Source organism: Streptomyces sp. NPDC051677 (assembly GCF_044453465.1).
Taxonomy (GTDB): Bacteria; Actinomycetota; Actinomycetes; order Streptomycetales; family Streptomycetaceae; genus Streptomyces.
The window spans coordinates 10366-33060 of the sequence record NZ_JBITCT010000039.1; the positions used below are offsets into that span (position 1 = coordinate 10366).

Genomic DNA, 22695 nt, shown 5'->3' on the forward strand with positions numbered 1-22695 from the left:
CGGGCTGCCCTCAGCTGTAGGGGAGTTGATCGGGGTGGAGGCGTCGTGACGGGGTACCGCCCGCTGGAGTCCGACCGGTTGCTGAGGAGCCGGAGAGGTCGGGTTGGCCTCTGCTGTGCGGGAGTTGGTCGGGGTGGAGGCGTCGTGGCGGGGTATCGCTCGCTGGACGCCGATCGGTTGTTGTGCGGAGGGAGAGGGCGGGCTGCCCTCAGCTGTAGGGGAGTTGATCGGGGTGGAGGCGTCGTGACGGGGTACCGCCCGCTGGAGTCCGACCGGTTGCTGAGGAGCCGGAGAGATCGGGTTGGCCTCTGCTGTGCGGGAGTTGGTCGGGGTGGAGGCCTCGTGGCGGGGTACCGCCCGCTGGAGTCCGACCGGTTGGTGAGTGGCCGGGGCGGAGACCTCGTGCCGGGGCGTCGCCGCCCGCTGAAGCGCCACCGGCTGTCCGCCGGCCGGCGGGGTCGGGGCCGCCGGGGTCGGGGCCGTCCTTGCCGCTGTCGGCCCCGCGACGGCGGCCGAGGGGGCCGGTCGCGGGCCCGGCGCGGGTTCCTTGCCGGTCGACGGGCCTCCGCCGTCAGTCTCCGTGCCCCGGCCGGAGGCCTGCGCGGAACCGGCGCCGGGGGACGTCGACACGGGTGCGGGCGTCGGCCGGGCAGGCAGCGTACGGCGCTGAACCGGTGCCGACGAGGACCTGGTCAACGGAGCCGGGGCCGATGTCGTCGCCGGGCCTGCCGGGGACACCCGGATGCCCCGCGCCGGGAAGGCGGCAGCGGGGGTGGGAGCGACCGGCGCCGTCGGTCGTGCCGACACCACTGGCACCGCCGGCCTTCCCGGGGGAACCGCGGCCGCCGGAGCCGTCGGACCCGCCGGAGCCGTCGCCGCAGTCGGGTACGCGAGAGCTGCCGGACCTGCTGGAGCCACCGGAGCCACCGGACCCGCCGGACCTGCCTGAGTCGTCGAAGCCGCTGGAACCCTCGCCGCAGTCGGGTACGCGGGAGCCACCGGACCCGCCGGACCCGCCAGAGCCGCCAGAGCCGCCGGAGTCGTCGGAACCCTCGCCGCAGTCGGGTACGTGGGAGCCGGTTGGCCGGACGGCGCCGGTGCCCCGGTTGGAGGCGCCGTGCGCTGTAGGGGCGTCGGTCGGGGCGGCGCAGCCACCCGCCCGGGTTGCTCGACCGGTTTCGCCGTCGCCAGGCTGCTCATCAGGCCGCCCGGCCGCGCGTCCAGTACCGCGGGGGAGCGGGTGACGGTGAAGGAGGGGTTCTGCCAGGTGGCCAGTCGGCCGCCGAAGCCGGCGTCGGCGACCCCCGACGTGCCCCCGGCCGCCGTCCGCTGGATGGGCGGAAGCGACGGCCAGGCGGCTGTCACGACGCGCGGTGCCGGTGCCGATGCCGATGCTGACGTCGAGGCCGGCGTCGAGGTCGGCCTCGACGTCGGTGTCGTGTCGACCGGGCCGCCCGCCGCAGCCGACGGCGTACCCGAGCCGTCCCCGCGACCCTCACGATCCCGGCGATCCCCGCGTCCGCCCCGCAACCGTTGCAGGAACCCCATGCCTCAGCCCTCCGCCCGGCCCCGGGTCACCAGGGACGCGATCTGGTCGGCGTAACGGCGCCGGTCGTGGTGTTCCAGGTCCAGGATGTCGTCCTGGCTCCAGTGGAAGTGGTAGGCGACGTACGCGATCTCCTCGTGCAGCCGGTCGGTCGCGTACGTCACGATTCCCCCAGGCGGCTCCCGCCGAGTTCCACCTCGAAGGGCTCCGAGCAGTGGGGACACTGCACCGAGGCGCGGGTGTGCCCCTCGGCGTTGACCTGGCGGTAGAAGTCCTGCAGGAACGCCAGGTCGGAGGCGAACATGTTCTCCACCACCCCGTCGTGGACGAGCGGGAGCGTGCCGAGGCGGGTGATGACCCGGCCGAGCAGGACCACCGACAGGTACGCGGGGTTCTCCTGGACGCGGATGTCCCGCAGCGGGACGAGTTCGTCCCGTGCGGTCGCGAGGCGCATCACGCCGTCGCGGTGGACCGTGCCCGCCTCGTCGACGTAGCCGCGCGGCAGCTCGAAGGGGAACTCCGTCTGCAGTCGCTGCTGCACCGGCGCCGGCATGGGCGCGGGCGTGGACGCCGGCAGGAGCGGGGCGGCAGCCTCCTGAGGCTGCTCCCCGACGACCGTCTGCGCTCCCGCACCCGCTCCCGCCACCGGCCCCCGTACAGCCGTTCGCCGCATTACTCGATGACCAGTTCTTCGAACGTGATCGTCACGGTCTCGGTCAGCGCGGAGGCCTCGCCTGCCTTCACCGAGCTGGTGTCGATCTTGCTGCACCAGGCGTTGCGCATGTTGTACCGCTTGACCGGGTTGTTCTGGTAGTCCATCACCATGATCGTGGCGTTCTTGCGGGCGGTGCCCATGACGCCGTTGATCGACTCGGTGATCCACTGGTTGAACGCCGCGGACTGGGTCATGCCGCGCACGACCGTGCAGGTGCCCGCCTTCTTCACGCCCGGCAGCTTCTTGGTGACCGGCTTGCCCTGCGCGGAGACCTGCTGGTACTCGATGACGTCCTGTTCGAGGCTGAGGCCACTGACCTCGGCGAGGTACTCGACCATCACGCCGTCGATCTGCAGGCCGAAATTGTGCGAAGTAAGGGCGTCACCCGGCTGGAGACTCATCTTCGGTTCCTTCTAGGGGAGTTGACTGCGGTCTGCGGAAGCGGAGAGGCGCGGCGCGGTGCGCCTACTCCTCCAGCTCCCCGCTTCCGCTCTGGAACTGGGCCAGCCGGAAGATCACGAACTCGGCCGGCTTGACCGGCGCGATGCCGATCTCGCAGACCACCCGGCCGAGGTCGACCGACTCCGGCGGGTTGGACTCCTCGTCGCACTTGACGTAGTACGCCTCCTCCGGGCGGGCGCCGAACAGCGCGCCCGAACGCCACTCGTTCACGAGGAACGCGGAGACGTTGCGCCGGATCCGGGCCCACAGGGCGTGGTCGTTCGGCTCGAACACCACCCACTGGGTGCCGATCAGGATCGACTCCTCCAGGTAGTTGAAGTACCGGCGGACGTTCAGGTAGCGCCAGGCCGGGTCGGAGGAGAGGGTGCGGGCGCCCCAGATGCGGATGCCCCGGCCCGGGAACGCCCGGATGCAGTTCACGCCGATCGGGTTGAGGAGGTCCTGCTCGCCGCGCGTGATCTGGATCTCCAGGTCCACCGCGCCGCGCACGACCTCGTTGGCGGGAGCCTTGTGGACGCCGCGCTCGGAGTCGTTGCGGGCCCACACGCCGGCCACGTGACCGCTCGGCGGGATCAGCCGGGCCTGGCCGGTCGCCGGGTCGAAGGACTTGATCCACGGGTAGTACAGGGCCGCGTACTTGGAGTCGTAGCCGGCCGTCTCCTGGCGCCAGACCCGGATCTGACGGGCGTTCAGGCCCGGCGGCGGGTCGATGATCGCCACCCGGTCGCCCATCAGCTCGCAGTGCGCGATCAGGCCGAGCTGGACGGCCTTGACCTGCTCCAGGTCGATCGCGCCGCGCTGGTAGGCGGCCATCAGGTCGGGCACCGCGACCATCGACACCTCGTCGACGGCCTCCAGGCCGCCGAAGCCGGTGCGGTCGGAGCTGTCGCCCAGGTACTGGGCCGGGCCGACCGTGGCCGCTTCCTCCGACGGCACGGCGGGCGCGGCGGACGCCGGGGCGGACGGCAGCGCGACCGTCTGGTTCTCCGGGCGGGCCAGCTGCGCCGCCGGCGCGGCCTCGGTCACGGTGATGAGCTTGGAGCGCTCCTTGACCTGCGTGACGACGTAGGAGCGGTTGCCCTTCTTCGCCGACACGTCGAACGACTCGACGGCCTTGTCGCCGTCCTTGACGATCAGCTTGAAGCGCTCGGCGGGGCCCTCGCCCTCCGCGTCCGCGACCTCGACGCTCAGGTTGCCGGGCGCCACGGCCGTCACGGCGAACGTGCCGAGCTGCCTCGGCTCGCCGGCCGGCAGCGCGGCGGGGGCGGCGGAACCGGTCACGGCCGCCGGGGACTTGGCGTCCCCGTCCGCGCCCGCGGCGGAACCGCCGACGCGGACGACGTAGGCGGCCGAACCGCCGTTGTTGAAGAACCCGTAGACGGAGTGCGCCAGGTAGTAGCCGTCGGTGAAGTCACCGAACGCCGCCACGTACTGGGTCCAGTTGGTCACCAGGGTCGGCTCGTTGAGCGGGCCGGTCGGGGCGAGCCCGACGAAGGCCGCCACCGAGGTGCCCACCCCCTCGATCGGGCGGGAGCCGCTGGCCACCTCCTCGACGTATACGCCGGGCGACAGGTAGGACGGCATGCTGTGCTCTCCTCGGGGTACGCGTCAGGACGTCTTTCACCGTCACGCGCGAAGCGCGTCCGTCGAAACGGCCTCCGGTGCACCTTTGGGGGCACGGTTATTGCCCTTGCGGGCATCAGGCGTCCGGTTCGCCCTCCTGGGAGGGGGCGCTGGGCGGTTCTGCCTGCACGAAGGAGCCCTTGATGGGGACGGTGATGACGAGTCCTTGTTCCCGGAGTTCGCGCACCGCCCGGCGGGCGGTGTTGATGGCCACGCCGTACTGCTCGGCGAGGTCGCGCTCGGCGGGGAGCCGCGCGCCCACAGAAATGCGTCCGGTGCGGATCTGCCCGGCGATGTGGTGTGCGACTTGGAGATACACGTACACGGGACTCGCGGGATCGGGCGTCCACCCATCGTTAGCCATGGCCGCACGCTAAGGCGACTTGCAGCGGTGCACCACATGCGAGAACGTCCTCATGCAACCTGATGCTTCCTAACCGCGCACGACCGAGAGGCCGCGCTCCAGCAGCGCCGCCGTCTCGCCCTCGTTCTCGCCGCCGACTTCGGGATCGACCTCGACCAGCACATCGTCGGCGCGCAGGGAGTGGCCGCCTGATGGAATACCTGAACGGCGTGACCACCCCCCGACTCCTGCCCTGGCCGACCCCCGAGGGCAAACCCTGCTACCTGGTGACCGACGACAAGGGCAGCCGCCTCTCCCGTCTCGCCGACGACCTGGAGGCCGTGCAGCTCGCCACCGGCACCGACGTGCTCGGCCTCGCGCGCCAGGTGCTGGATGACCCCAGGTCGCCGTACGCCGAAGTCCGCTACGCCGGCATCCGGCTTGCCGAGTGCCTGACCGACGCCCTGCGTGTCGCCGAGTCCCGCGGCGGGCGCTTGCCCGTAGCGGACACCGAGGATGCCGTAGAGAACGAAGGCGGACGATGACCTCGGATACGCGCTCGCTCCGGAGCTCGTAGCTCGTTCATCCCGCCAGGGACCGAAGTTCACGACGAGGTGTATCTCACGTCGTGGTTCGTGGCGGGAACCTTCCGTGCGGCGTAGGGGGTACGCAACAGGCCTCGCTGCCGGAGCACACACTGCTCTCACAGGCACTCAGGAAAGCAGGGCCGCGTCGAGGTACTCCCTGGGGCACCCAAGCGAGATCGGCCAGATTCTCGATGCCAGCGACATGGGCGGTGCGACCCACCACCTGGCAGGCCGTGTACGACATCAGCCAGCCCGTCTTCGGTTGATCCCGCTCGCGGAACAGTTCCACAGCCGTCACGGTCAGGCCGGTCTCCTCCTGGGTCTCCCGTACGGCCGCATCCTCGTCCGACCCGACCTCACCAGCTTGAGGCCGCTGGGCCCGCCGCCACGTGCGGCCCGGATACTTGCATCCGGGTCGTACGGGGGCGGGCCGCGTGTTTCGCCGGTGTGAGAGTGGTCGCGGCCAGTGGGTTAGCCGATGGCCTGGTAGCCGGTAAAGGCTTCGGATGCCACGGTGACCTGTTCTGTGCCGCTGGTGGTTATGCCGCGGAAGGCGCGGAGCCTGCCGGTGTTGGGCGTTGTGGCCCACAGGTCGAATTTGCCGTCGTTGTCGGCGTCGGGTGCGGCTGTGAAGGTTGGCACGGTGCTGGTGCTCCAGTTGGTGCCGATCGCGGTGCGGTTGGTGACGCCGATGTCGTAGCCGTTGTCGCCTTGCTCACCGTGGAAGACCCAGAGTCCTCCGACGTCTGGACGGTCGTAGCGGACGACGAGGTCGGCTCGGCCGTCGTTGTTCCAGTCTCCGGGCGCGGCCAGGGTGATCTCGTTGATCTTTGACGTTCCCGTGGCGAGGGGGTCGTCGGGGCCGCCGAGGAGGACAGGGTCGCGGTCGCTGTCGAGGCGGTCGTCGCTGTTGCCGTAGTAGAGCCAGACGAACGTCCCGTCGTTGACGACGAGGTCGGGGTAGCCGGGACTGTCCGGGGTGCCGTCGCCGTCGATGTCCAGCGGGCCGTCGACGTCGCCTACGGCGAGGATCTGCTTGACGCCGTTGCTCCAGTGGTTGTTGGCGTCGTCGTAGACGGTGAGTTCGCGCTCGTCGTTGTCGGTGCCGGGGCAGTCGGTGCAGGCGAAGCCGGAGCCGTCGTTGGGGTGGATCCGCAGCCGGTCTGTGTTTGCGGTGGCGTCGTGCTCGAGGGAGATGAGGTCCTCGTAGCCGTCGCCGGTCCAGTCGCCCCGCCGGGTGATCTTGACGCTGGTCCAGTTCCCGGTGGCGGCGGCCTCGGCGCCTGGTGTCAGGGTTCCGTCCCCCGCGCCGTAGAAGCGGTTGAGGGAGCCGTTCTTGTCGATGCCGTACAGGTCGGTGTTGCCGTCGCCGTTGATGTCTCCGGCCTTGTCGGCTGTCTTGAGGCCGTTGGCGTAGAACGGGTAGTCGGCGGCGTCCGACTTGTTGCCGGCCCTGTCCAGGCTGCGCGCGTAGAGGTGGTTGGTCCCGGCGTTGGTCGGGGTGAACGTGACGTTGACGCTGCCGCCCGCAGTGCCGGGTGTGGCGGTGCGTACGGTGGGGTCGGTGTCGGTCCAGTACTCGTACTTGGCGACGTCGGTGATGCCTGCGCCGGAGAGAGTGAAGGTTCCCTTGGTGCGTACGCTGCCGGTCACGGCGGGCCAGCCGTCGCTGCCGTCGGGAAACTCCGTGGAGATCACCCCGGGCGGGCTGGAGGGACGGGTGGAGTCGAAGCCGAACCCGCAGGTGGTGGTAGGAGTCCAGGCCGAGTAGGCGGAGCCGTCGTAGGCGCGGACTTTCCAGACGAAGTTGCCGTGCGCAACGGTCTCCTTCGCGGCCAGTGTGGCCTTGGGGACGCGGGCTCTGGCGACGGTTCCGGAGGTGGCGGACACGGTCTGGTCGTAGATCTGGGAGCCGCTGGAGAGGTTGTTGCTGCCCCACAGGCGGAATTCCGCCTTGACGGTGCCGCCGTCGGCGTCGGAGACCTTGGCGGTCAGGTAGACGTCGGTGTTGCCGATCACGGAATACGGGGCGGCCGTGTCACAGCCGCCGACGCTGGGGGAGGTGTCGAGACCGGTGGGGGCGTTGGGGACGGTGTTGTACTCGGTGGAGAGCACGGCCGACTTGGCGTCGAACTTCTTCCAGCCGAACACGTCCGACTCGTTGGAGGCCGCGAGTTCGAAGGTGATGGTGCTCCACTTGCCCGCTGCGGCGTCCTGAGCGCCCCCGGTCACGTTGAAGGCGAGGTTGCCGGCCGGGCAGCTGGAACTCCAGCCCTTGGCATCGGTGACAGTGGCCAACTTCTCTTGCCGGGCGGGGCGGTTGTTCCACGTGGTGGCGGAGGTGATGGCGGTGGTGCGCCACAGTTCGACGGGCTTGGCGGTGCAGGACCAGGACCAGGTGTTCTTGATCCGGAACGTGGACTTGGTGACCTGCTTGTTTGTGCTCCACAGGTTCTTGGTGTTCATGCGGAAGTAGGAGCGGGCCAGGCCGTTGGTCTCGTTCTCGTAGCCCGCACGAGCGGTAGTGGTGCCGCCGTTGAAGCCCGCGCCGTTGTAGTAGGCGCTGTTGGGGGTTTTCTTGTAGGCGATGGTCCAGGAGTAGCGCGAGCCTTCGACGTAGGGGTCGATGTACACCGGGTAGGTGGTGTTCTGTCCGGTCATGACATTCGCGTCGGGCGTGAGCTTGAGTTCATGGTCGCTGACGGCGACGGGTACGGCCGCTTGCTGGGCGCCAGGGCCGGGCTCGAACTCATTGGTGGCTTGCGGTCCGGGCGAGGATTCCTGGGCTGCCCGGGTCAGGGTCTGTGTGCCGGCTTGGGCGGTGGAGCTGTCCCACATACGGGGGGTTGGCGCGGTGAATACCTCCTGCCCTGCCGGGTTAGTCGCTCGCAGGTTGCCGTGATCGTCCGCGGCTGTGGTTAGACCTTTGGTGCTCAACGGCAGGCTGATTGTGGCGAGCGCCGGATCGTCGGCGGCCGACGCGCTTTTGACCACCAGAAGCTCATTGAAACCGGCCGAGCTCGCTTTGAGCTTGAGGTCGACGTCGTTCAGCACGTTCGCGTATGTGATCGTGTCTCCGTCGATCACCGGCTTGGGCAGCGGCTTGGGCCAGCCAATCGACAGGCTCCGGCCGTCCCGGGTCACGGTCGCCAGCGGGCCCTCGCCCCCGCCGGAGAACTTGACCCCGACCTCGGTGGCGGCGGGGGAAATGGTTCCGTCCGCATTCGCCTTGAGCGTGGTGTCGATCGGCACCAGTCTGCGGTCCTTGCGCACGAACTGGGCCAGGGCGTAGGTGTCCTGGGTGAAGGAGCCGTCCGGATTGGCGAAGACCTGCACTGTTTCCGTCCGGTGAGCGATCACCTCCACCGGTTTGCCCGACGTGACGGCTTTCACCAGTGCGCGGGATTCGGCTGTGCTCTGCGGAGTCGCAGATGCGCCGACGGGCGCGGCGGCAGCGCGGGCCGCGGTTTGGGTGGCCAGCAGCGAGGCGGTAAGTGCCAGTGCGGCGGCGACTGCCGCGGCTGCGGGCCGTTGCCCGCTGGTGCGGCGTCTGCTACGCCGTTGATGCAAGATCGGCATTTATTTCCTCTCGCGAATTAGATGTCCTGCCGTGCGGCAAATTTCTCGGCCTGCCTGGGGCGCAATGGTTCTACGCGAATCGCGGATCACTCGCAATGTCGAATTTCTGGAGGAATTAATTCCGCTTTCCGTTACTCAGGCGCATGCAGTGTCGATAATCGGCCAATCATCGAGCAGATCTTTTTCTCGCGCCTCGGACATTGATACCTTCTGTTCGATCTTCATGCAGGCGGGCTTCCGGTGGGGGAATTGTGTCCGGTTTACGAGTGAAGGGGACGAGACGTCCCGGCCGTATGGTGACGAGACATGCGAAATGGGTCCGTCGGATCGCTGTGTCTTTGGTCGTTTATCTGGCGGCCGGCCTGTTGGGTGGCCCGGTGGCCGAGGCGGCAGAGTTGTCGCTGGCCAAGCTGACGAACCCGCACCCGGTTCCTGTCTCATCGGCGAAGCAGCACCGGATCTCCCGCCCGGACGAGACCGCTGCCCACCGCTGGAAGGCGGCGCCGAAGCCGTCCTGGCCCAAGCCGGGCACCGCCACGGTCACTGTGCCGGCAAGGGGCAGCACGAAGACCGAGGCGGGCACCCTTCCTCTGAGCATCAGCCCTCACCAGGGCACGGCCGACCAGAAGGCCCGTGCAACTGCCGCCGCTCAACGCCGTGTTCAGGTACAGGTGTTGGATCAGAAGGAGGCCAACGCTGCGGGCGTGACCGGCGTGCTGCTGGCGGTACGCCCGCTGCAGAGCGACAAGGGCACACTCGATGTCACCCTGGACTACTCCGGCTTCCAGAACGCCTACGGCGGCGACTGGGCCTCGCGGCTGACGCTGCACCGTCTGCCGCTGTGCGCGCTGACCACGCCTGAGGCCGAACGTTGCCGCACATCGGCTGCTCTGCAGAGCGACAACGACGTCAAGGCCGCGACGCTGTCGGCCGCCGTCCCCATAGACGCCGCGGATGAGGACACGCCGTCCACCGTGCCGGTGACGAAAGCACCTGCCGCGACGCCCTCGGTCCGCGGAACGACGGCGAGTGACGGCACAGTCCTCCTGGCCGCCACCGCCGCCGCCGCGGGCGCATCCGGTGACTTCAAAGCCACCCCGCTCGCCCCGTCGGCGTCCTGGACGGCAGGCGGCTCCAGCGGCGGCTTCTCCTGGAAATACGACATCGACACCCCGGACGTGCCCGGCGGTGTCGTGCCTGACCTGAGCTTGTCCTACAGCTCCCAGTCCGTGGACGGACGCACTGCGGCGACGAACAACCAGGCCAACTGGATCGGCGACGGCTGGTCCATGGATCCCGGCTCCGTCGAGCGCCGCTATGTGTCCTGCTCCGACGACACCAAGGACAGCAACGGCACCGACAAGAGCGGGGACCTGTGCTGGAAGAAGGACAACGCGGTCCTCAACCTCAACGGTCAGTCCAACGTCCTCGTCAAGGACGACACCACCGGTGAGTGGCACCTGCAAAGCGACGACGGCACCAAGATCGTCAAGCTCGCCGGCAGCGACCGCGGCAACGGCGACGACAACGGCGAGTACTGGCGGGTGACCACCCCGGACGGCACCCAGTACTACTTCGGCTACAACCGCCTGCCGGGCTGGGCCGACGGCAAAGCCGAGACGAACTCCACCTGGACTGTGCCCGTGTTCGGCAACCAGACCGACGAGCCGTGCCACGCCAGCGCCTTCAAGGACTCCTGGTGCCAGCAGGCATGGCGGTGGAACCTCGATTACGTCGTGGACCCGCACTCCGACGCCCTGGCCTACTACTGGAACAAGGAGACCAACTACTACGGCCGCAACGTCAATCCGGACAGCGGCGCCTCCGCCGCCACCGTGTACGACCGCGGCGGCTACCTGGACCACATCGAATACGGGCTGCGGTCCGACTCCGTCTACAGCCAGAAGGCCGCGGCCAGAGTCGACTTCGCCGTTGCCGAGCGCTGCCTGAGCGGCTGCGACGCTTTCGACAAGGATCACGCCAAGAACTGGCCCGACGTACCGTTCGACGAGTCCTGCAAGTCGGGCGAGGAGTGCAAAAGCCGATACTCGCCCTCGTTCTGGACCCGTAAACGCCTCACCAAGATCGACACGTCCGTGCTGACCGGAGGCGCCTACAAGAGCGTCGATTCGTGGACGCTGGCGCACCAGTTCCCGTCCACCGGCGACGGCACGGATCCGGCACTGTGGCTGGCCTCCATCACCCGTACCGGGCACACCGGCACCGGCGACGTGTCCCTGCCCGCGGTCACCTTCAGAGGCCAGCAGCTCGCCAACCGCGTGGAGGGCGCCACCACGGGCGGCGATCCGGACCCGGTGCCGCCGCTGGTGCGCTACCGCGTCTACGGCATCGACACCGAGACCGGCTCCACCATCGGCGTCACCTACTCGGCACCGGACTGCAAGGCCGGCGACGTTCCCACGCCCTCCTCCAACGCCCGCCGCTGCTATCCGGTGATGTGGTCGCCGCCGGACGCACCGGCCGCCGACTACGTGCCGTACCTGGACTGGTTCCACACCTACGTGGCCACCCAGATTCTGGAGGCCGACCACACCGGCGGAGCTCCGGTTAAGGAGACCGACTACGCCTACCTGGGCGGCATGGCGTGGGGCAAGGACGAAGACGAGTTCACCAAGGCCAAGTACCTCACGTACAGCGACCGCAAGGGATACAGCCGCGTCCAGGTCCGCACGGGTGCTCCGGCCTCGGATAAGCAGACGCTGAGCGAATATCGCTACTTCCGCGGGATCGACGGCGCCGAGGTCGTCGACCACGAAGGTGTCAAGGTCACCGACCACGCCGCGTTCGCCGGAATGACCCGCGAGGAGGCCGCGTACGACGGGGACGGCGGGAAACTGCAGACAACCACCAGCTACACCCCCTGGCATTCGGCGGCCACCGCCACGATGGCCCGCAGCGGTCTGTCTGCCCTCAAGGCGTACGCCACCGGCAGCCAGGAGGAGAAGGCCCGCAGTGCCGTCGGCGACAACTGGCGCACCACCCGCATCGTGCGCACCTTCGACGACTACGGACTGGTCAAAACCGAGTCCGAACTCGGCGACACGGCCAAGACCGGCGACGAGGAGTGCACCACTACTGCGTACGCCCGCAACGAGAACAAGAACATCCTCACTCTGGTCAAGGAGGTCCGGACGATTGCGGCGGCCTGCGGCATGACGCCGCAGTTGCCCGCCGACCTGATCTCCGTCGAGCGGCACTACTACGACAAGGCCGTCAGCTTGGACACGGCCCCGGCCAAGGGCGACGTGACCCGCCTGGAGGAACAGGACGACAAGGGCATCGGCTACCTGACTACCGCCACCCACACCTACGACAACCACGGCCGTGAGCTGACCGAGACCGACGCGGACGACAACACGACCACCACCGCGTACACACCTCTCACGATCGGGGCCCCCACCTCGATGACCGTGACCACAGCGCTGGACCAGACCACGAAGACCGAGTACGACCCGGCCCGCGGCGTCCCCACGGCGGTGATCGACGCCAACGGCAAGCGCACCGACGCCGTCTACGACGGCCTGGGCCGCACGCTGCAGGTGTGGAAGCCCGGCTGGACCAAGACCGACCACCCGGCCCAACCGTCGGCCGAGTACAGCTACACGATCTCCAAGACCGCAGCCAACGCCGTGTCGACGAAGTCACTGCAGTACGACGGCTCGTACGCCGTCAGTTACCAGCTCTACGACGGCCTGCTGCGCGCACGCGAGACCCAATCCCCGGCGATCGGCACCTCCAACCGGATCATGACCGAGACCCTGTACGACACCCACGGCTGGGCGTGGAAGACCTACGCCGCCTACTACGCCGACGGCGCGCCCGCCAAGAGCCTCAAATCAGCAGCCGACAACGCGGTGCCGACGATGGTGGAGAACGTCTACGACGGTCAGGGCCGCGTCACCGACGCGATCGCACGCAAATACGGCGACGAGCAATACCGCACCAAGACCGTCTACGAAGGTGACCGCACCACGGTGATCCCACCCAAGGGCGGCACAGCCACGACAGTGATCACCGATGCCCGGGACCGCACGACCGACCGCCTCGAGTACACCGACCCGGCCCGTACCTCGTCGCAGAAGACGCACTACACCTACGGCAAGTGGGACGAGCCGCTGACCGTCACCGACCCGGCGGGCAACACCTGGTCGTACACCTTCGACGCCCGCGGTCAGGAGACCGACGTCGACGACCCTGACAAAGGAAAGACCCACACCAACTACGACAAGCTCGGCCGCCCCGTCTCGATCACGGATGCCCGCGGCATCACCCTGACCACCGACTACGACGCACTCGGCCGCCGGACCGCGCTGAACAACGGCAGCACACTGCTGGCCAAGTGGACCTACGACACCATCGCCAAGGGCCAGCTCTCCAGCAGCATCCGCTACATCGACGGCAAGCAGTACATCTCCGCCGTCGACTCCTACAACGACGCCTACCAGCCCACCTCCAGCACCGTCACCATCCCCGCCGAAGCGGGCGCCCTGGCCGGCACCTACACCTGGACCTACGGCTACAACGCCTACACCGGCCAGCAGGAATGGATCAAACACCCGGCCGTCGGCAACCTGCCCAGCGAACGCCAGACCACCGTCTACGGCGAGGGCAACCTCCCGCAGAAGACCACCGCCGGCTCCGTCACCCTCGTCAACGCCACCAACCACGACGTCTTCTCCCGCCCCGTACGCACCGAATACGGCACACTCGGGAAAAAGGTCTACAAGACCCAGACCTATGACGAATTCACCGGCCGCCCGACCCAGCAGACCACCGACCGCGACCTCGCCCCGCAGCGCATCGACGACGTGACCTACGCCTACGACGACGCGGGCAACGTCACCGGCCTCACCACCGCCAGCGGCCAGGACACCGGCAAGACGGTCGACACCCAGTGCTTCACCAACGACGCCCTGGACCGCCTGACCGAGGCATGGACCGCCAAATCCGACTGCACTGCCCAGCCCTCCGCCACCACCGTGGGCGGCCCGGACGCCTACTGGCAGTCCTTCACATACGACCCGGTCGGCAACCGCACCGGGCAGACCGACCACGGCACCGGCGCCCTGGCCGGCACGGACGCCACCACCACCTACGCCCACAACGAACCCAACACCGGCCTGCCGCACGCCGTGCAGACCGCCACCGTCCGCGGAGGGCCCGTCGACGGGCAGAAGAGCAGCTTCGGCTACGACGCCGCGGGCAACACCACCAAGCGCACCATCGGTGCCACCTCCCAGGACCTCACCTGGGACGACGAAGGACACCTCGCCACCCACACCGAGGCCGGCAAGGCCACCAGCTACCAGTACGACGCCGACGGCGACCGCCTGATCTCCAAGGACGCCGACGGCACCCGGACCCTCACCCTGCCCGGCAACAACGAGCTGAAGATCAAAGCTGACGGCACCAAGGAAGGAATCCGCTACTACACCCACGAAGGGGAATCCGTCGCCGTCCGCACCAGCAGCGGCTTCTCCTTCCTCCTTCCCGACCAGCAAGGCACCGCCATGGCCGCCGTCGCCATGACCACCCTCACCGTCACCCGCCGCAAGCAACTCCCCTTCGGTCAAATGCGCTCCGCCCGGACCGAAACCATCCCCGGCACCCGCGGCTACGTCGGCGGCACTGCCGACCCCACAGGCTTGGTCCACCTCGGCGCCCGCGAATACGATCCTGAACTTGGCCGCTTCCTCTCCGTCGACCCCGTCATGAACCTGGACAACCCAGGCCAGATGAACGCCTACAGCTACGCCCACAACGACCCGGTCACCAACTCCGACCCCACCGGCGAATGCGCAGGGCCCGACTGCCCGACCCGCAACTGCCCCTACTGCCTCAACTCCACCCCAGGCGACAAAAACGGAACCAAGAGGGCGATGAGAGACCGCCCGGGCTCGGGCAGCACCCCCAACAACACCAAGGCATACGCCAGGAAGTACGCGAGGCAGTACAAAGCCGATGTAGCCGCCGCTGGCCACTACAACCCGCAGGCAGCAGCAGCACGAGCCAAAGCCGAGGCCGCCGCAGTGGCCAAAGCCCAGGCCATCGAACGAGCCAAAGCAGCCCAAGCAGAACGCCGCAAGAAGGACGGTATTCTTGGCCATGTTAAAGCGGGCCTGAACTGGCTTGGAGACACGGCGAAGAGTGGTGCAGAAAAAGCGAAAGACTGGGCTGAAACCCATAAGACAACAATCGCTGGTATTGCCGCTGGTGTAGGCTGCGGCATCGCCATTGCATCGGTGGCGGCGGCGGGAGCCTGCGGGATAATCGCCGGGGCGGCAGTAGGGGTGGGTGCATGGCAGTACTCGCACCCGGGTTCGACCGATGCAGGGGAAGGGTGGTCGTACGTTCAGCAGGGGACAACCGGTGCCGCCACAGGAGTTGCTTTCGGGGCCGGCGCGCGCGAGCGCATCGCAGCTTGGAAATCTGCCCGCGCAGCGAAAATCGCGGCGCAGCAGGCTGCTGAGGAGGCGAGCGATTTCTGGGACGATTTCTATAAATACTACATGTAGGCATCGAAAATCATCGTCACCTCCAAAGCGGTGGGTCTTTGTTGATTGAGGGGTGGGCGTGAGTAGCCTACCCCTCAGTATATCGATCTTGGACGTGAATTCATGGGTGGCTATTCTGCCTTCTTTGTGGGCGTGGTCGTCGGACTTCTGGTGGCTGCGATATTCGTGGAAAGGGGTGAGAAGCATGACATAAAGGTCATGACGACTCTTCGGGTGACCATGATGATCAGTGCCTTGATTGCGCTCGGAGTGGCCATCTTCACCTGACCGCGTGCCGTGTGGTGAGGTGGACGAAGCGTGGGCCGCACGGAAGTGGATCCGGTTCAACCGAACACCTGCTACAGGGAGAGCCCGAAGGCGGACTCTTGGTTCTCGGAGCCCTTTCGCCGCGGGAGTAGCGGCGACCCGGACCTGCTTCGAAATGTCCCGCCGCGACCCCTCGTCCTTGGCTGTACTTCGGACACCACGAGGGCAGTCGGGACAGCCCCTACGGGCACGCACCCTGCCCCCCGGCCTCTGACCCCGCCCCCCGGCCTCGCCGTAGCGTCGGTGTGTGAGCCTGTGGACTTCTCTCGAACCCTCCTCCGTCACCGTCGATCCCGGTAGCCGGGCGACCGTGCGGCTGCGCGTGCGCAATACCGGTGACGTGGTGGACGAGTACCGTTTCGAGCCCGTGGGCGCGGTGGCGCCGTGGACGACGGTGGAGCCGCAGACGCTGCGTCTCTTCCCGGGGACGACGGGCACGGTGGAGCTGACCTTCGCCCCGCCGCGCACCCCCGACGCGAAAGCGGGGCCGAACCCGTATGCGGTGCGTATTACGCCGACGGAGCATCCGGAGGCGGTGACCGTGCCGGAGGGGAATCTGACGGTCACGCCGTTCACGGAGGTGCGGGCGGAGCTTGTGCCGCCGACGGTGAAGGGGCGGTTCCGGGGGCGTCCGCGGTTGGCGATCGACAATCTCGGCAATACGCGGGTGACGGCGTCGGTCGCGGGCGCGGACACGGGTGATCATCTGGGGTACGAGTTCAGTCCGGGGAGTGTGCAGATCGAGCCGGGGCGGGCGGCGTTCGTGGACACGACGCTTCGGCCGCGTCAGGTCATCTGGTTCGGGTCGAAGGAGCAGCGGCCGTATGCGTTGAGTGTGCAGCGGTCGGGTGCGGTGCCGTTGTCGGTGGACGGGACGTTCGTGCAGCGCGGGTTCCTGCCGCGTTGGCTGGCGACGGCGCTCAGTCTGAGCGTGGCGTTGGCGATCGCGTTCGTGATGATCTGGCTGGCGTACAAGCCGCCGGTCGGCACCAGCGCCAGGGAGAAGCTCGCGGCCGGGGTCAGCACCCTGGTGCCCAGCCCCTCGGCGACGCCCAGCGCCCCGGCCCTGGTACCCGTTCCCTCGGCCCCCGCCGTGGTCGAGGCGCCCGCCAGCAGCCCGGCCCCGGCCGACGGCGGCGGCGGGGACGGTGGAGGCGGCGGAGGCGGCGGGGGCGAGTCGAAGGCCCCTGCGAAGCCCAAGCAGGAGACGGCGGCCGACGCCGTGAACAAGCTCGCGGCGCGCAGCGACGGGCGGCACATCTGCTACCGCGCCTTCGTGGAGGGCAAGGGCTGGCAGGACCCGGTCTGCGACGGCGCGATCGCCGGTACGACCGGCAAGGACCTGCCCATCAAGGCCCTCAACATCGCCACGGCGAGGACCGGCGGTGTCACGGGCAACGCCGCCCATGTGGTCGGGGGCTGGCTGACCGGCGACAAGTGGTCGCACGCCGGCGACGGCGTCAACATGTACATGGGCTCCAGCAAGCCGGCGGTCGCGGCGATGGAGGGCTACACGATCAAGACGTTCGAGGGCTCCGTGTGCCAGAACCCGCACATCAAGGACAAGGGCTGGTGGGGGAACGGCTGCACCAAGGCCGGAGACTGGATCTACGGCGGCAGCCCCATGGAGGAGAAGCTCCAGCTGGAGGCGGTCCGCTTCACGGTCTGAAACCGTGTCCGAGGGCACGACCTGCCGTCCCTTTCGGGCAGCGGTCGTGCCCTGGGGCTTCCTGACGGCCTCCCACCCCGCGTCGTAGCGTCGCCAGGTGACTCTGTGGACCTCCCTGGAACCGGCCGCGGCGACCGTGGACCCCGGCGGCAGTACGACCGTACGGCTGCGCGTGCGCAACACCGGTGACGTCGTCGACGAGTACCGCTTCGAGCCCGTGGGCGCGGTCGCGCCGTGGACGACGGTGGAGCCGCAGACGCTGCGTCTCTACCCGGGGACGACGGGCACGGTGGAGCTGACCTTCGCCCCGCCCCGTACCCCGGACGCGACTGCGGGTCCCAACCCGTACGCCGTGCGTATTACGCCGACTGAGCATCCGGAGGCGGTGACGGTCCCGGAGGGGAATCTGACGGTGACGCCGTTCACGGAGGTGCGGGCGGAGCTCGTGCCGCCGACGGTGAAGGGCCGGTTCCGGGGTCGTCCGCGTCTGGCGATCGACAACCTGGGCAACACGCGGGTGACGGCGTCGGTCGCGGGCAGTGACATGGGCGATCACCTCGGTTATGAGTTCAGTCCGGGGAGTGTGCAGATCGAGCCGGGGCGGGCGGCGTTCGTGGACACGACGCTTCGGCCGCGTCAGGTCATCTGGTTCGGGTCGAAGGAGCAGCGGCCGTATGCGTTGAGTGTGCAGCGGTCGGGTGCGGTGCCGTTGTCCGTGGACGGGACGTTCGTGCAGCGCGGGTTTTTGCCGCGCTGGCTTGCGACGGCGCTCAGTCTGAGCGTGGCGTTGGCGATCGCGTTCGTGATGATCTGGCTGGCGTACAAGCCGCCGGTCGGCACCAGCGCCAGAGAGAAGCTCGCGGAGGCCGGCGCGACCGCGCTGCCCAGCCCGTCCGTCTCCCCGCCGTCCGCGCCGAAGGCGGACGCCTCCGCCGATCCGCTGCCCGAGCAGCAGACGCCGTCCGTCCCGCCGAAGAAGGACGACAGCGGCTCCGGGGCCGGCGGGTCCGGCGACTCCTCGGGGTCGGGCAGCGGCGGCAAGAAGGACAACGGCGGTTCGGGGGGCTCCGGCAAGACGACGCCGGTGCCCGGCGCCATCATCATCGGCCAGGCCTCGAACCGGTGCATCGACGTCACCGACGCGCAGAACGGCAAGGGCAAGGACGGCGCCCCGCTCCAGCTGTGGGACTGCGCCGGCTCGGCCAACCAGAAGTGGATCTTCGGCAAGGACGGCACCGTGCGCTCGCTCGGCCTGTGCATGGACGTCGCCTGGGGCTCGCGGGACGACGGCGCGGTCATCCAGCTGGCCAACTGCAGCGGCAACCCCGCCCAGCAGTTCATCCTGAGCAAGGACCTCGACCTGGTCAACCCGCAGGCTGACAAGTGCGTGGACGCCAAGGACAACGGCACCGGCAACGGCGTGAAGCTCCAGCTGTGGACCTGCTCGGGGACACCAAACCAGAAGTGGCGCGCACAGTAGGCGCTGGGTGAGTCGGGTCAACTCCCGCCCTGTACAGGGCAGTTACCAGTTGGCCTCACCCGGTACCAGGCGGCCCGCCTTGCGGTATTCGCGGCGGGCGCCCTCCAGGAGGTCGGCGTCGCCGACCGGCTCGTCGCGGGCGGCGGCGAGGTAGGCGGCGGTGACGACCGCGCTGCGGATGGAGCCGCCGGCGAGTTCGAAGTCCTTGGCCAGTGGCTCGGGGTCGATGTCGTCGGCGCAGGGGACGTGGACCAGCCCGTGCCGCCACAGGGCGAGGCGCTGACCGGCGTCGGGGAACGGGAAGTCCACCACCAGGTCGAGCCGCCGGGTGAACGCCTCGTCGATGTTGGCGCGCAGGTTGGTGGTGAGCAGCGCGATGCCGTCGAACGACTCCAGCCGCTGGAGCAGGTAGGCGCTCTCCATGTTGGCGTACTTGTCGTGCGCGTCCTTCACCTCGGACCGCTTTCCGAAGACGGCGTCGGCCTCGTCGAAGAGCAGCACGGCGTCGGTGCGGTCGGCCTCGCTGAAGATGCGCTCCAGGTTCTTCTCCGTCTCGCCGACGTACTTGTCGACGACGGAGGACAGCTGGACGACGTAGAGGTCGAGGCCGAGCTCGGCGGCGACGACTTCGGCGGAGAGCGTCTTCCCGGTGCCTGACTCGCCCGCGAACAGCCCGAGTACCCCTCGGCCGCGCCCGCCGCCGGCACTGAGCCGCCAGTCGCCGAGGACGCGGTCGCGGTGCCGGGCGCGCAGGGAGAGTTCCCGCAGCTGCGTCAACGGCCGCTCGGGCAGCACCAGATCCGCCCAGCCGACGTCGGGCCGGATCCGCCGCGCATGTCGTTCCAGGCCGGAGGCCGACTGCTGGCGGGCGGCCAGGCGCACATGGTCGGCGGTGAGCGGCCGACCCTCGAAGGCGGCCAGAGCGGCGGCGGCGCGCGCGGCCCGCGCCACCCGCTCGCCGCCGAGGCGGTAGGGGGCGACGGTGGCGGCGAGGTCGAAGCCGGGGGCGGTTGCGGCCAGGGCTGTCGCCCAGGTGGCCGTTCCGCCTGCTCGGCGCCGAGGGGCCTCCAGGACGAGGGGGTCGTGGGTGGACCAGTGCGGGTCGTAGGGGCGGGGGTCCGTGAGGAGGACGGTGACGTCCGACGCGTCGGCCAACGCGCCGATCAGCGCGGCCGGGTGGTCCGGCAGGCCCGACAGGACGACCGCCCGGCCGCCGAGACGCGCCTCGCGCAGCAGGCCGGGGAGGCGGTCGTCGGGCCCGGTGAAGCGGAGGGCGTCGACTCCTGCGCCGTGCAGGGCCGAGGTGATCGCGGCGAGGCCGTCGCCCTCGCGGTGTTCGCGCAGGTAGGCGGTGAGCGGGCCGCCGTCCCGCAGCCGGTGCGTCAGCCGGTGGACGAAGTCCTCGTCGTCGGCGGACGGGGGCAGCGGCGGGGGAAGCGGGTGCAGGCAGCCGTGCAGGGCCGCGTCCGGGGTGTCGTCGCCGAGGAGGTGGGCGAGCACCCGGTCCGGGACGCGCAACGAGCGGGACAGGAAAGGCCGTTCGGGTTCCTCGACGTCCAGCAGGCCGTACGCGCGCAGGGGCGCCGAGGAGTGGAGGCGGGCGCGGGCGGCGGCCCGGTGCACGGGCGTCCCGCACAGTTCGAGGGCGAGGCCGACCGTGGCGCGCCGTCTGCTCACGTCGTCGTTGAGGTAGCCGTAGAGCGGCTCGAAGGCACGGTCCAGATCGGGCGCGAGCGCGATGAGGAGGATCCCGGCGTCGAGCTCGCTGAGACGGAGCCGGGCGGCGAGGGCGGTGAGGGGGTCGTGGGCGGTGGGTGTCGCCTCGGGATGCCCGGCGGCGGTGAGGTCGTCGCCGGGGACGGCCGTCCCGCCGGCGAGCAGCTGACGCACGGCCTCCTCGGAGAGGTACAGCCCGCGGAGCGGATCGGCGGCGGTGGGATCGCCGGCCGCACGTCGGTCGACCAGCACAGCGACCCGCTCCCGCACCACGAGGAGACGGGACAGCAAGGCCCCGTTCTCCCCCTCCGGGAGCGGGGCGGCGACCACCTCGTGCTGTTCGCCGGCGTATGCGCCGTTCACCGCTGGCCCGGGCGGCGGGTCGCGGCCTCGCGGGCGGCGCGGGCCGCTGCCACCTGGTGGGGGCGGTGGGCGCGTTCGCCGGACTCCGGAGGGTCGCCGTCCATGCCGCGCAGGCGGACCGCCGCGCCCTCCGTGACCGGCGGCCCGGCGTCGTACTCGGGGAACGCGGGGAAGGGCGCCGTCACGACCAGGTCCAGGGACGGCTTGAGCTCGCCGCCCAGCGCGGACCAGATCTCGGCGAGGGAACGGGACTCGCTCTGGACGCTGGCCACCGTCACCGGTACCGCCAGCCCCAACGCGCCCAGCGAGCCGGGCAGTTCATCGGCGGTGAGCAGCTCGCGCGGGAGCAGGGTGGCCAACACGGCCGACAACAACCGGTGTTCGTCCAGCGGGGTCCGCGTCCACGCGGTGATCAGATACGACAGCCGGAACCAGCGGGGCGGCTGACGGCGTTTCACGACGATGTCCCGCTCGTCGCGCACCGCCATCTGACCGCGCTGTCGCCGGGACACGTCCTCGCGGATGTCGTACAAGTAGGTGTTGATCACGGGGGCGTTGCGCCGGGCGGCCCAGTCGCGGGTCGGCGCCTCGAAGGAGACGTCGATGCCGGAGCCCGCGAGCGCACCGCCTTCGAGCAGGCCTTTGAGGACTTCGTCCACCTCGTGGATCACCGTCGTGCTCCTCAATTGCCGTACAGCAGCAGCGCATGGGCGGCGGCGCACAGCGGTAGCCCAGCGGCAGCCCCTTGCCCATCGTGCCCTTTCCGGGCCGGTTTCCGCAGGCGCTGCGGGGCCGGTGACCGGGCACGGCACGCTGCCCGCGTGTCCGCCTTCGATTGCCCGTTCGGTCAGATGTAGCCTTCCCGGAGGGCATATGCCACCGCGTGCGCCCGGTTGCGCAGATGCAGCCGCGTCGTGAGTCCGTGCATGACGTTCTTGACGGTTCGTTCGGAGTAGGACAGCTTGCTGGCGATCTCTCCGGTGTCCAGGCCCTCGGCGACCAGCCGCAGGACGTCCACCTCCCGCGGCGCGAGCCCCAGGGAGGGGGCGCCGGGCCGGCCCGCCGCACCGCGGTGCATCGTGCCCACCTGGCTGATGAGCCTTCCGAGCAGGTCGGCGGGCAGGTCGCCGTCGCCCCGGTGGGCGGCCAGCACCGCCTGCACCAGCCGGTGCGCGGTGGCCTCACGGCGCCAGACGATGGCCCCGACCCCGCACTCGATGACGTCCAGCAGCTCGGTCTCGCGGATCGTGCCCACGACGAGCACCGCGCGCGCCCCCTCACTGCGCACGATCCGCCGCAGCCGGGCCAGCGCCGCCTCGTCGAGGGTGTCCTCGATCAGCAGCACCACCGTGCCGGCGACGGCCGGGAGCTCCTCGCGGACCTCGACCTCGGGGCGGGCGCGCAACTGGCTGACGGCTCCCTCGCGGGAGAGGGGGTCCGGCGCCTGGACGGCCACGGGGACCCGTCGCCGGGCAGCGCCGGCGGCACCGGTCTCTGGTGTCCGGGGTGAGCTGAGCAACCGTATCCCCCAAGTTCACGGGCCCGTCGTCCGGCGGGGACCGGTGACGGGTGGGTCGGGCCCAGACTTCTGCGCCTCCCGCGGCGCGCGCAATCGTGGAGCACCACGAGGCGGACCACGAGAGCAAGCCGTCCACGACCACGGTTCGGCAGCATCACCGCAGGTCAGACGGGTTGTCTTTGTCGCCGTCCGATCCGTCGTGAGCCTCGCCACAACGATCGCGTGGACCCGTACCCCACCACACGACCTCT

The 22695-nt window shown here is 69.5% G+C and carries 14 protein-coding genes and 2 pseudogenes; 5 read left to right on the top strand and 11 right to left on the bottom strand.

Annotated elements, in window-relative coordinates; all coding sequences use genetic code 11:
* From ACIBAF_RS35125 to ACIBAF_RS35150, 6 genes and pseudogenes are all read right to left on the bottom strand, one after another.
* Positions 1–630 (bottom strand): annotated as a pseudogene (locus ACIBAF_RS35125) (hypothetical protein); the annotation flags it as partial.
* 921 nt (positions 631–1551) lie between these two features.
* Positions 1552–1710 (bottom strand): DUF6760 family protein, encoded by a 159-nt coding sequence (locus ACIBAF_RS35130; RefSeq protein WP_099936383.1) that lies wholly within the window; start codon positions 1708–1710, stop codon positions 1552–1554.
* The gene (locus tag ACIBAF_RS35135) at positions 1707–2219 is read right to left on the bottom strand and encodes a hypothetical protein (protein ID WP_399468293.1); all 513 of its coding nucleotides are present in this window, start codon (positions 2217–2219) and stop codon (positions 1707–1709) included. The genes ACIBAF_RS35130 and ACIBAF_RS35135 overlap by 4 nt, the downstream gene beginning before the upstream one ends.
* A complete protein-coding gene (locus tag ACIBAF_RS35140) occupies positions 2219–2662 on the bottom strand; it encodes a phage tail protein (protein ID WP_020132887.1) in 444 nt (147 codons plus the stop codon). Before ACIBAF_RS35140 ends, ACIBAF_RS35135 begins: the two co-directional genes overlap by 1 nt.
* 64 nt (positions 2663–2726) lie before the next feature.
* Positions 2727–4307: a phage tail sheath subtilisin-like domain-containing protein gene (locus tag ACIBAF_RS35145; RefSeq protein WP_399468295.1), complete on the bottom strand. Its 1581-nt coding sequence runs from the start codon at positions 4305–4307 to the stop codon at positions 2727–2729.
* Positions 4308–4422: 115 nt separating this feature from the next.
* Entirely contained in the window at positions 4423–4710 is a 288-nt protein-coding gene (locus ACIBAF_RS35150; protein WP_399468297.1) for a GntR family transcriptional regulator, read from the bottom strand.
* Positions 4711–4901: 191 nt separating this feature from the next.
* Here ACIBAF_RS35150 and ACIBAF_RS35155 point away from each other — a divergent pair, with 191 nt between their 5' ends.
* Positions 4902–5234, top strand: coding sequence for a hypothetical protein (locus ACIBAF_RS35155; protein ID WP_399468299.1), 333 nt, complete (start codon positions 4902–4904; stop codon positions 5232–5234).
* Between the two features lie 76 nt (positions 5235–5310).
* Here the strand turns inward: ACIBAF_RS35155 and ACIBAF_RS35160 are convergent.
* Both ACIBAF_RS35160 and ACIBAF_RS35165 read right to left on the bottom strand, forming a co-directional pair.
* A pseudogene (locus ACIBAF_RS35160) lies at positions 5311–5640 on the bottom strand (NUDIX hydrolase); the annotation flags it as partial.
* Between the two features lie 107 nt (positions 5641–5747).
* Positions 5748–8855: an FG-GAP-like repeat-containing protein gene (locus tag ACIBAF_RS35165; protein WP_399468301.1), complete on the bottom strand. Its 3108-nt coding sequence runs from the start codon at positions 8853–8855 to the stop codon at positions 5748–5750.
* 377 nt (positions 8856–9232) lie between these two features.
* Here ACIBAF_RS35165 and ACIBAF_RS35170 point away from each other — a divergent pair, with 377 nt between their 5' ends.
* From ACIBAF_RS35170 to ACIBAF_RS35185, 4 genes are all read left to right on the top strand, one after another.
* Positions 9233–15391, top strand: coding sequence for an RHS repeat domain-containing protein (locus tag ACIBAF_RS35170; RefSeq protein WP_399468303.1), 6159 nt, complete (start codon positions 9233–9235; stop codon positions 15389–15391).
* Positions 15392–15493: 102 nt separating this feature from the next.
* Positions 15494–15658 (top strand): hypothetical protein, encoded by a 165-nt coding sequence (locus ACIBAF_RS35175; RefSeq protein WP_399468305.1) that lies wholly within the window; start codon positions 15494–15496, stop codon positions 15656–15658.
* Between the two features lie 286 nt (positions 15659–15944).
* Positions 15945–17366, top strand: coding sequence for a hydrolase (locus tag ACIBAF_RS35180; protein ID WP_399468307.1), 1422 nt, complete (start codon positions 15945–15947; stop codon positions 17364–17366).
* Between the two features lie 97 nt (positions 17367–17463).
* Positions 17464–18846 (top strand): ricin-type beta-trefoil lectin domain protein, encoded by a 1383-nt coding sequence (locus ACIBAF_RS35185; protein WP_399468309.1) that lies wholly within the window; start codon positions 17464–17466, stop codon positions 18844–18846.
* A gap of 42 nt (positions 18847–18888) precedes the next feature.
* On the opposite strand, the gene ACIBAF_RS35190 is transcribed toward ACIBAF_RS35185, so the two are convergent.
* The 3 genes from ACIBAF_RS35190 to ACIBAF_RS35200 all read right to left on the bottom strand — a co-directional run bounded on the left by ACIBAF_RS35190 (position 18889) and on the right by ACIBAF_RS35200 (position 22444).
* Positions 18889–20892 (bottom strand): ATP-binding protein, encoded by a 2004-nt coding sequence (locus tag ACIBAF_RS35190; protein ID WP_399468460.1) that lies wholly within the window; start codon positions 20890–20892, stop codon positions 18889–18891.
* Between the two features lie 29 nt (positions 20893–20921).
* A complete protein-coding gene (locus ACIBAF_RS35195; protein WP_399468311.1) occupies positions 20922–21596 on the bottom strand; it encodes a DUF4255 domain-containing protein in 675 nt (224 codons plus the stop codon).
* Positions 21597–21772: 176 nt separating this feature from the next.
* Complete coding sequence (locus ACIBAF_RS35200) at positions 21773–22444, bottom strand: LuxR C-terminal-related transcriptional regulator (RefSeq protein ID WP_399468313.1); 672 nt, start codon at positions 22442–22444, stop codon at positions 21773–21775.
* Between the last annotated feature and the right edge of the window lie 251 nt (positions 22445–22695).

What these genes read in the sequence shown, in the direction of transcription:
- ACIBAF_RS35135 (WP_399468293.1), bottom strand. Translation starts at nt 2,219, where the DNA reads ATGCGGCGAACGGCTGTACGGGGGCCGGTGGCGGGAGCGGGTGCGGGA.
- ACIBAF_RS35140 (WP_020132887.1), bottom strand. Translation starts at nt 2,662, where the DNA reads ATGAGTCTCCAGCCGGGTGACGCCCTTACTTCGCACAATTTCGGCCTG.
- ACIBAF_RS35145 (WP_399468295.1), bottom strand. Translation starts at nt 4,307, where the DNA reads ATGCCGTCCTACCTGTCGCCCGGCGTATACGTCGAGGAGGTGGCCAGC.
- ACIBAF_RS35150 (WP_399468297.1), bottom strand. Translation starts at nt 4,710, where the DNA reads ATGGCTAACGATGGGTGGACGCCCGATCCCGCGAGTCCCGTGTACGTG.
- ACIBAF_RS35155 (WP_399468299.1), top strand. Translation starts at nt 4,902, where the DNA reads ATGGAATACCTGAACGGCGTGACCACCCCCCGACTCCTGCCCTGGCCG.
- ACIBAF_RS35165 (WP_399468301.1), bottom strand. Translation starts at nt 8,855, where the DNA reads ATGCCGATCTTGCATCAACGGCGTAGCAGACGCCGCACCAGCGGGCAA.
- ACIBAF_RS35175 (WP_399468305.1), top strand. Translation starts at nt 15,494, where the DNA reads ATGGGTGGCTATTCTGCCTTCTTTGTGGGCGTGGTCGTCGGACTTCTG.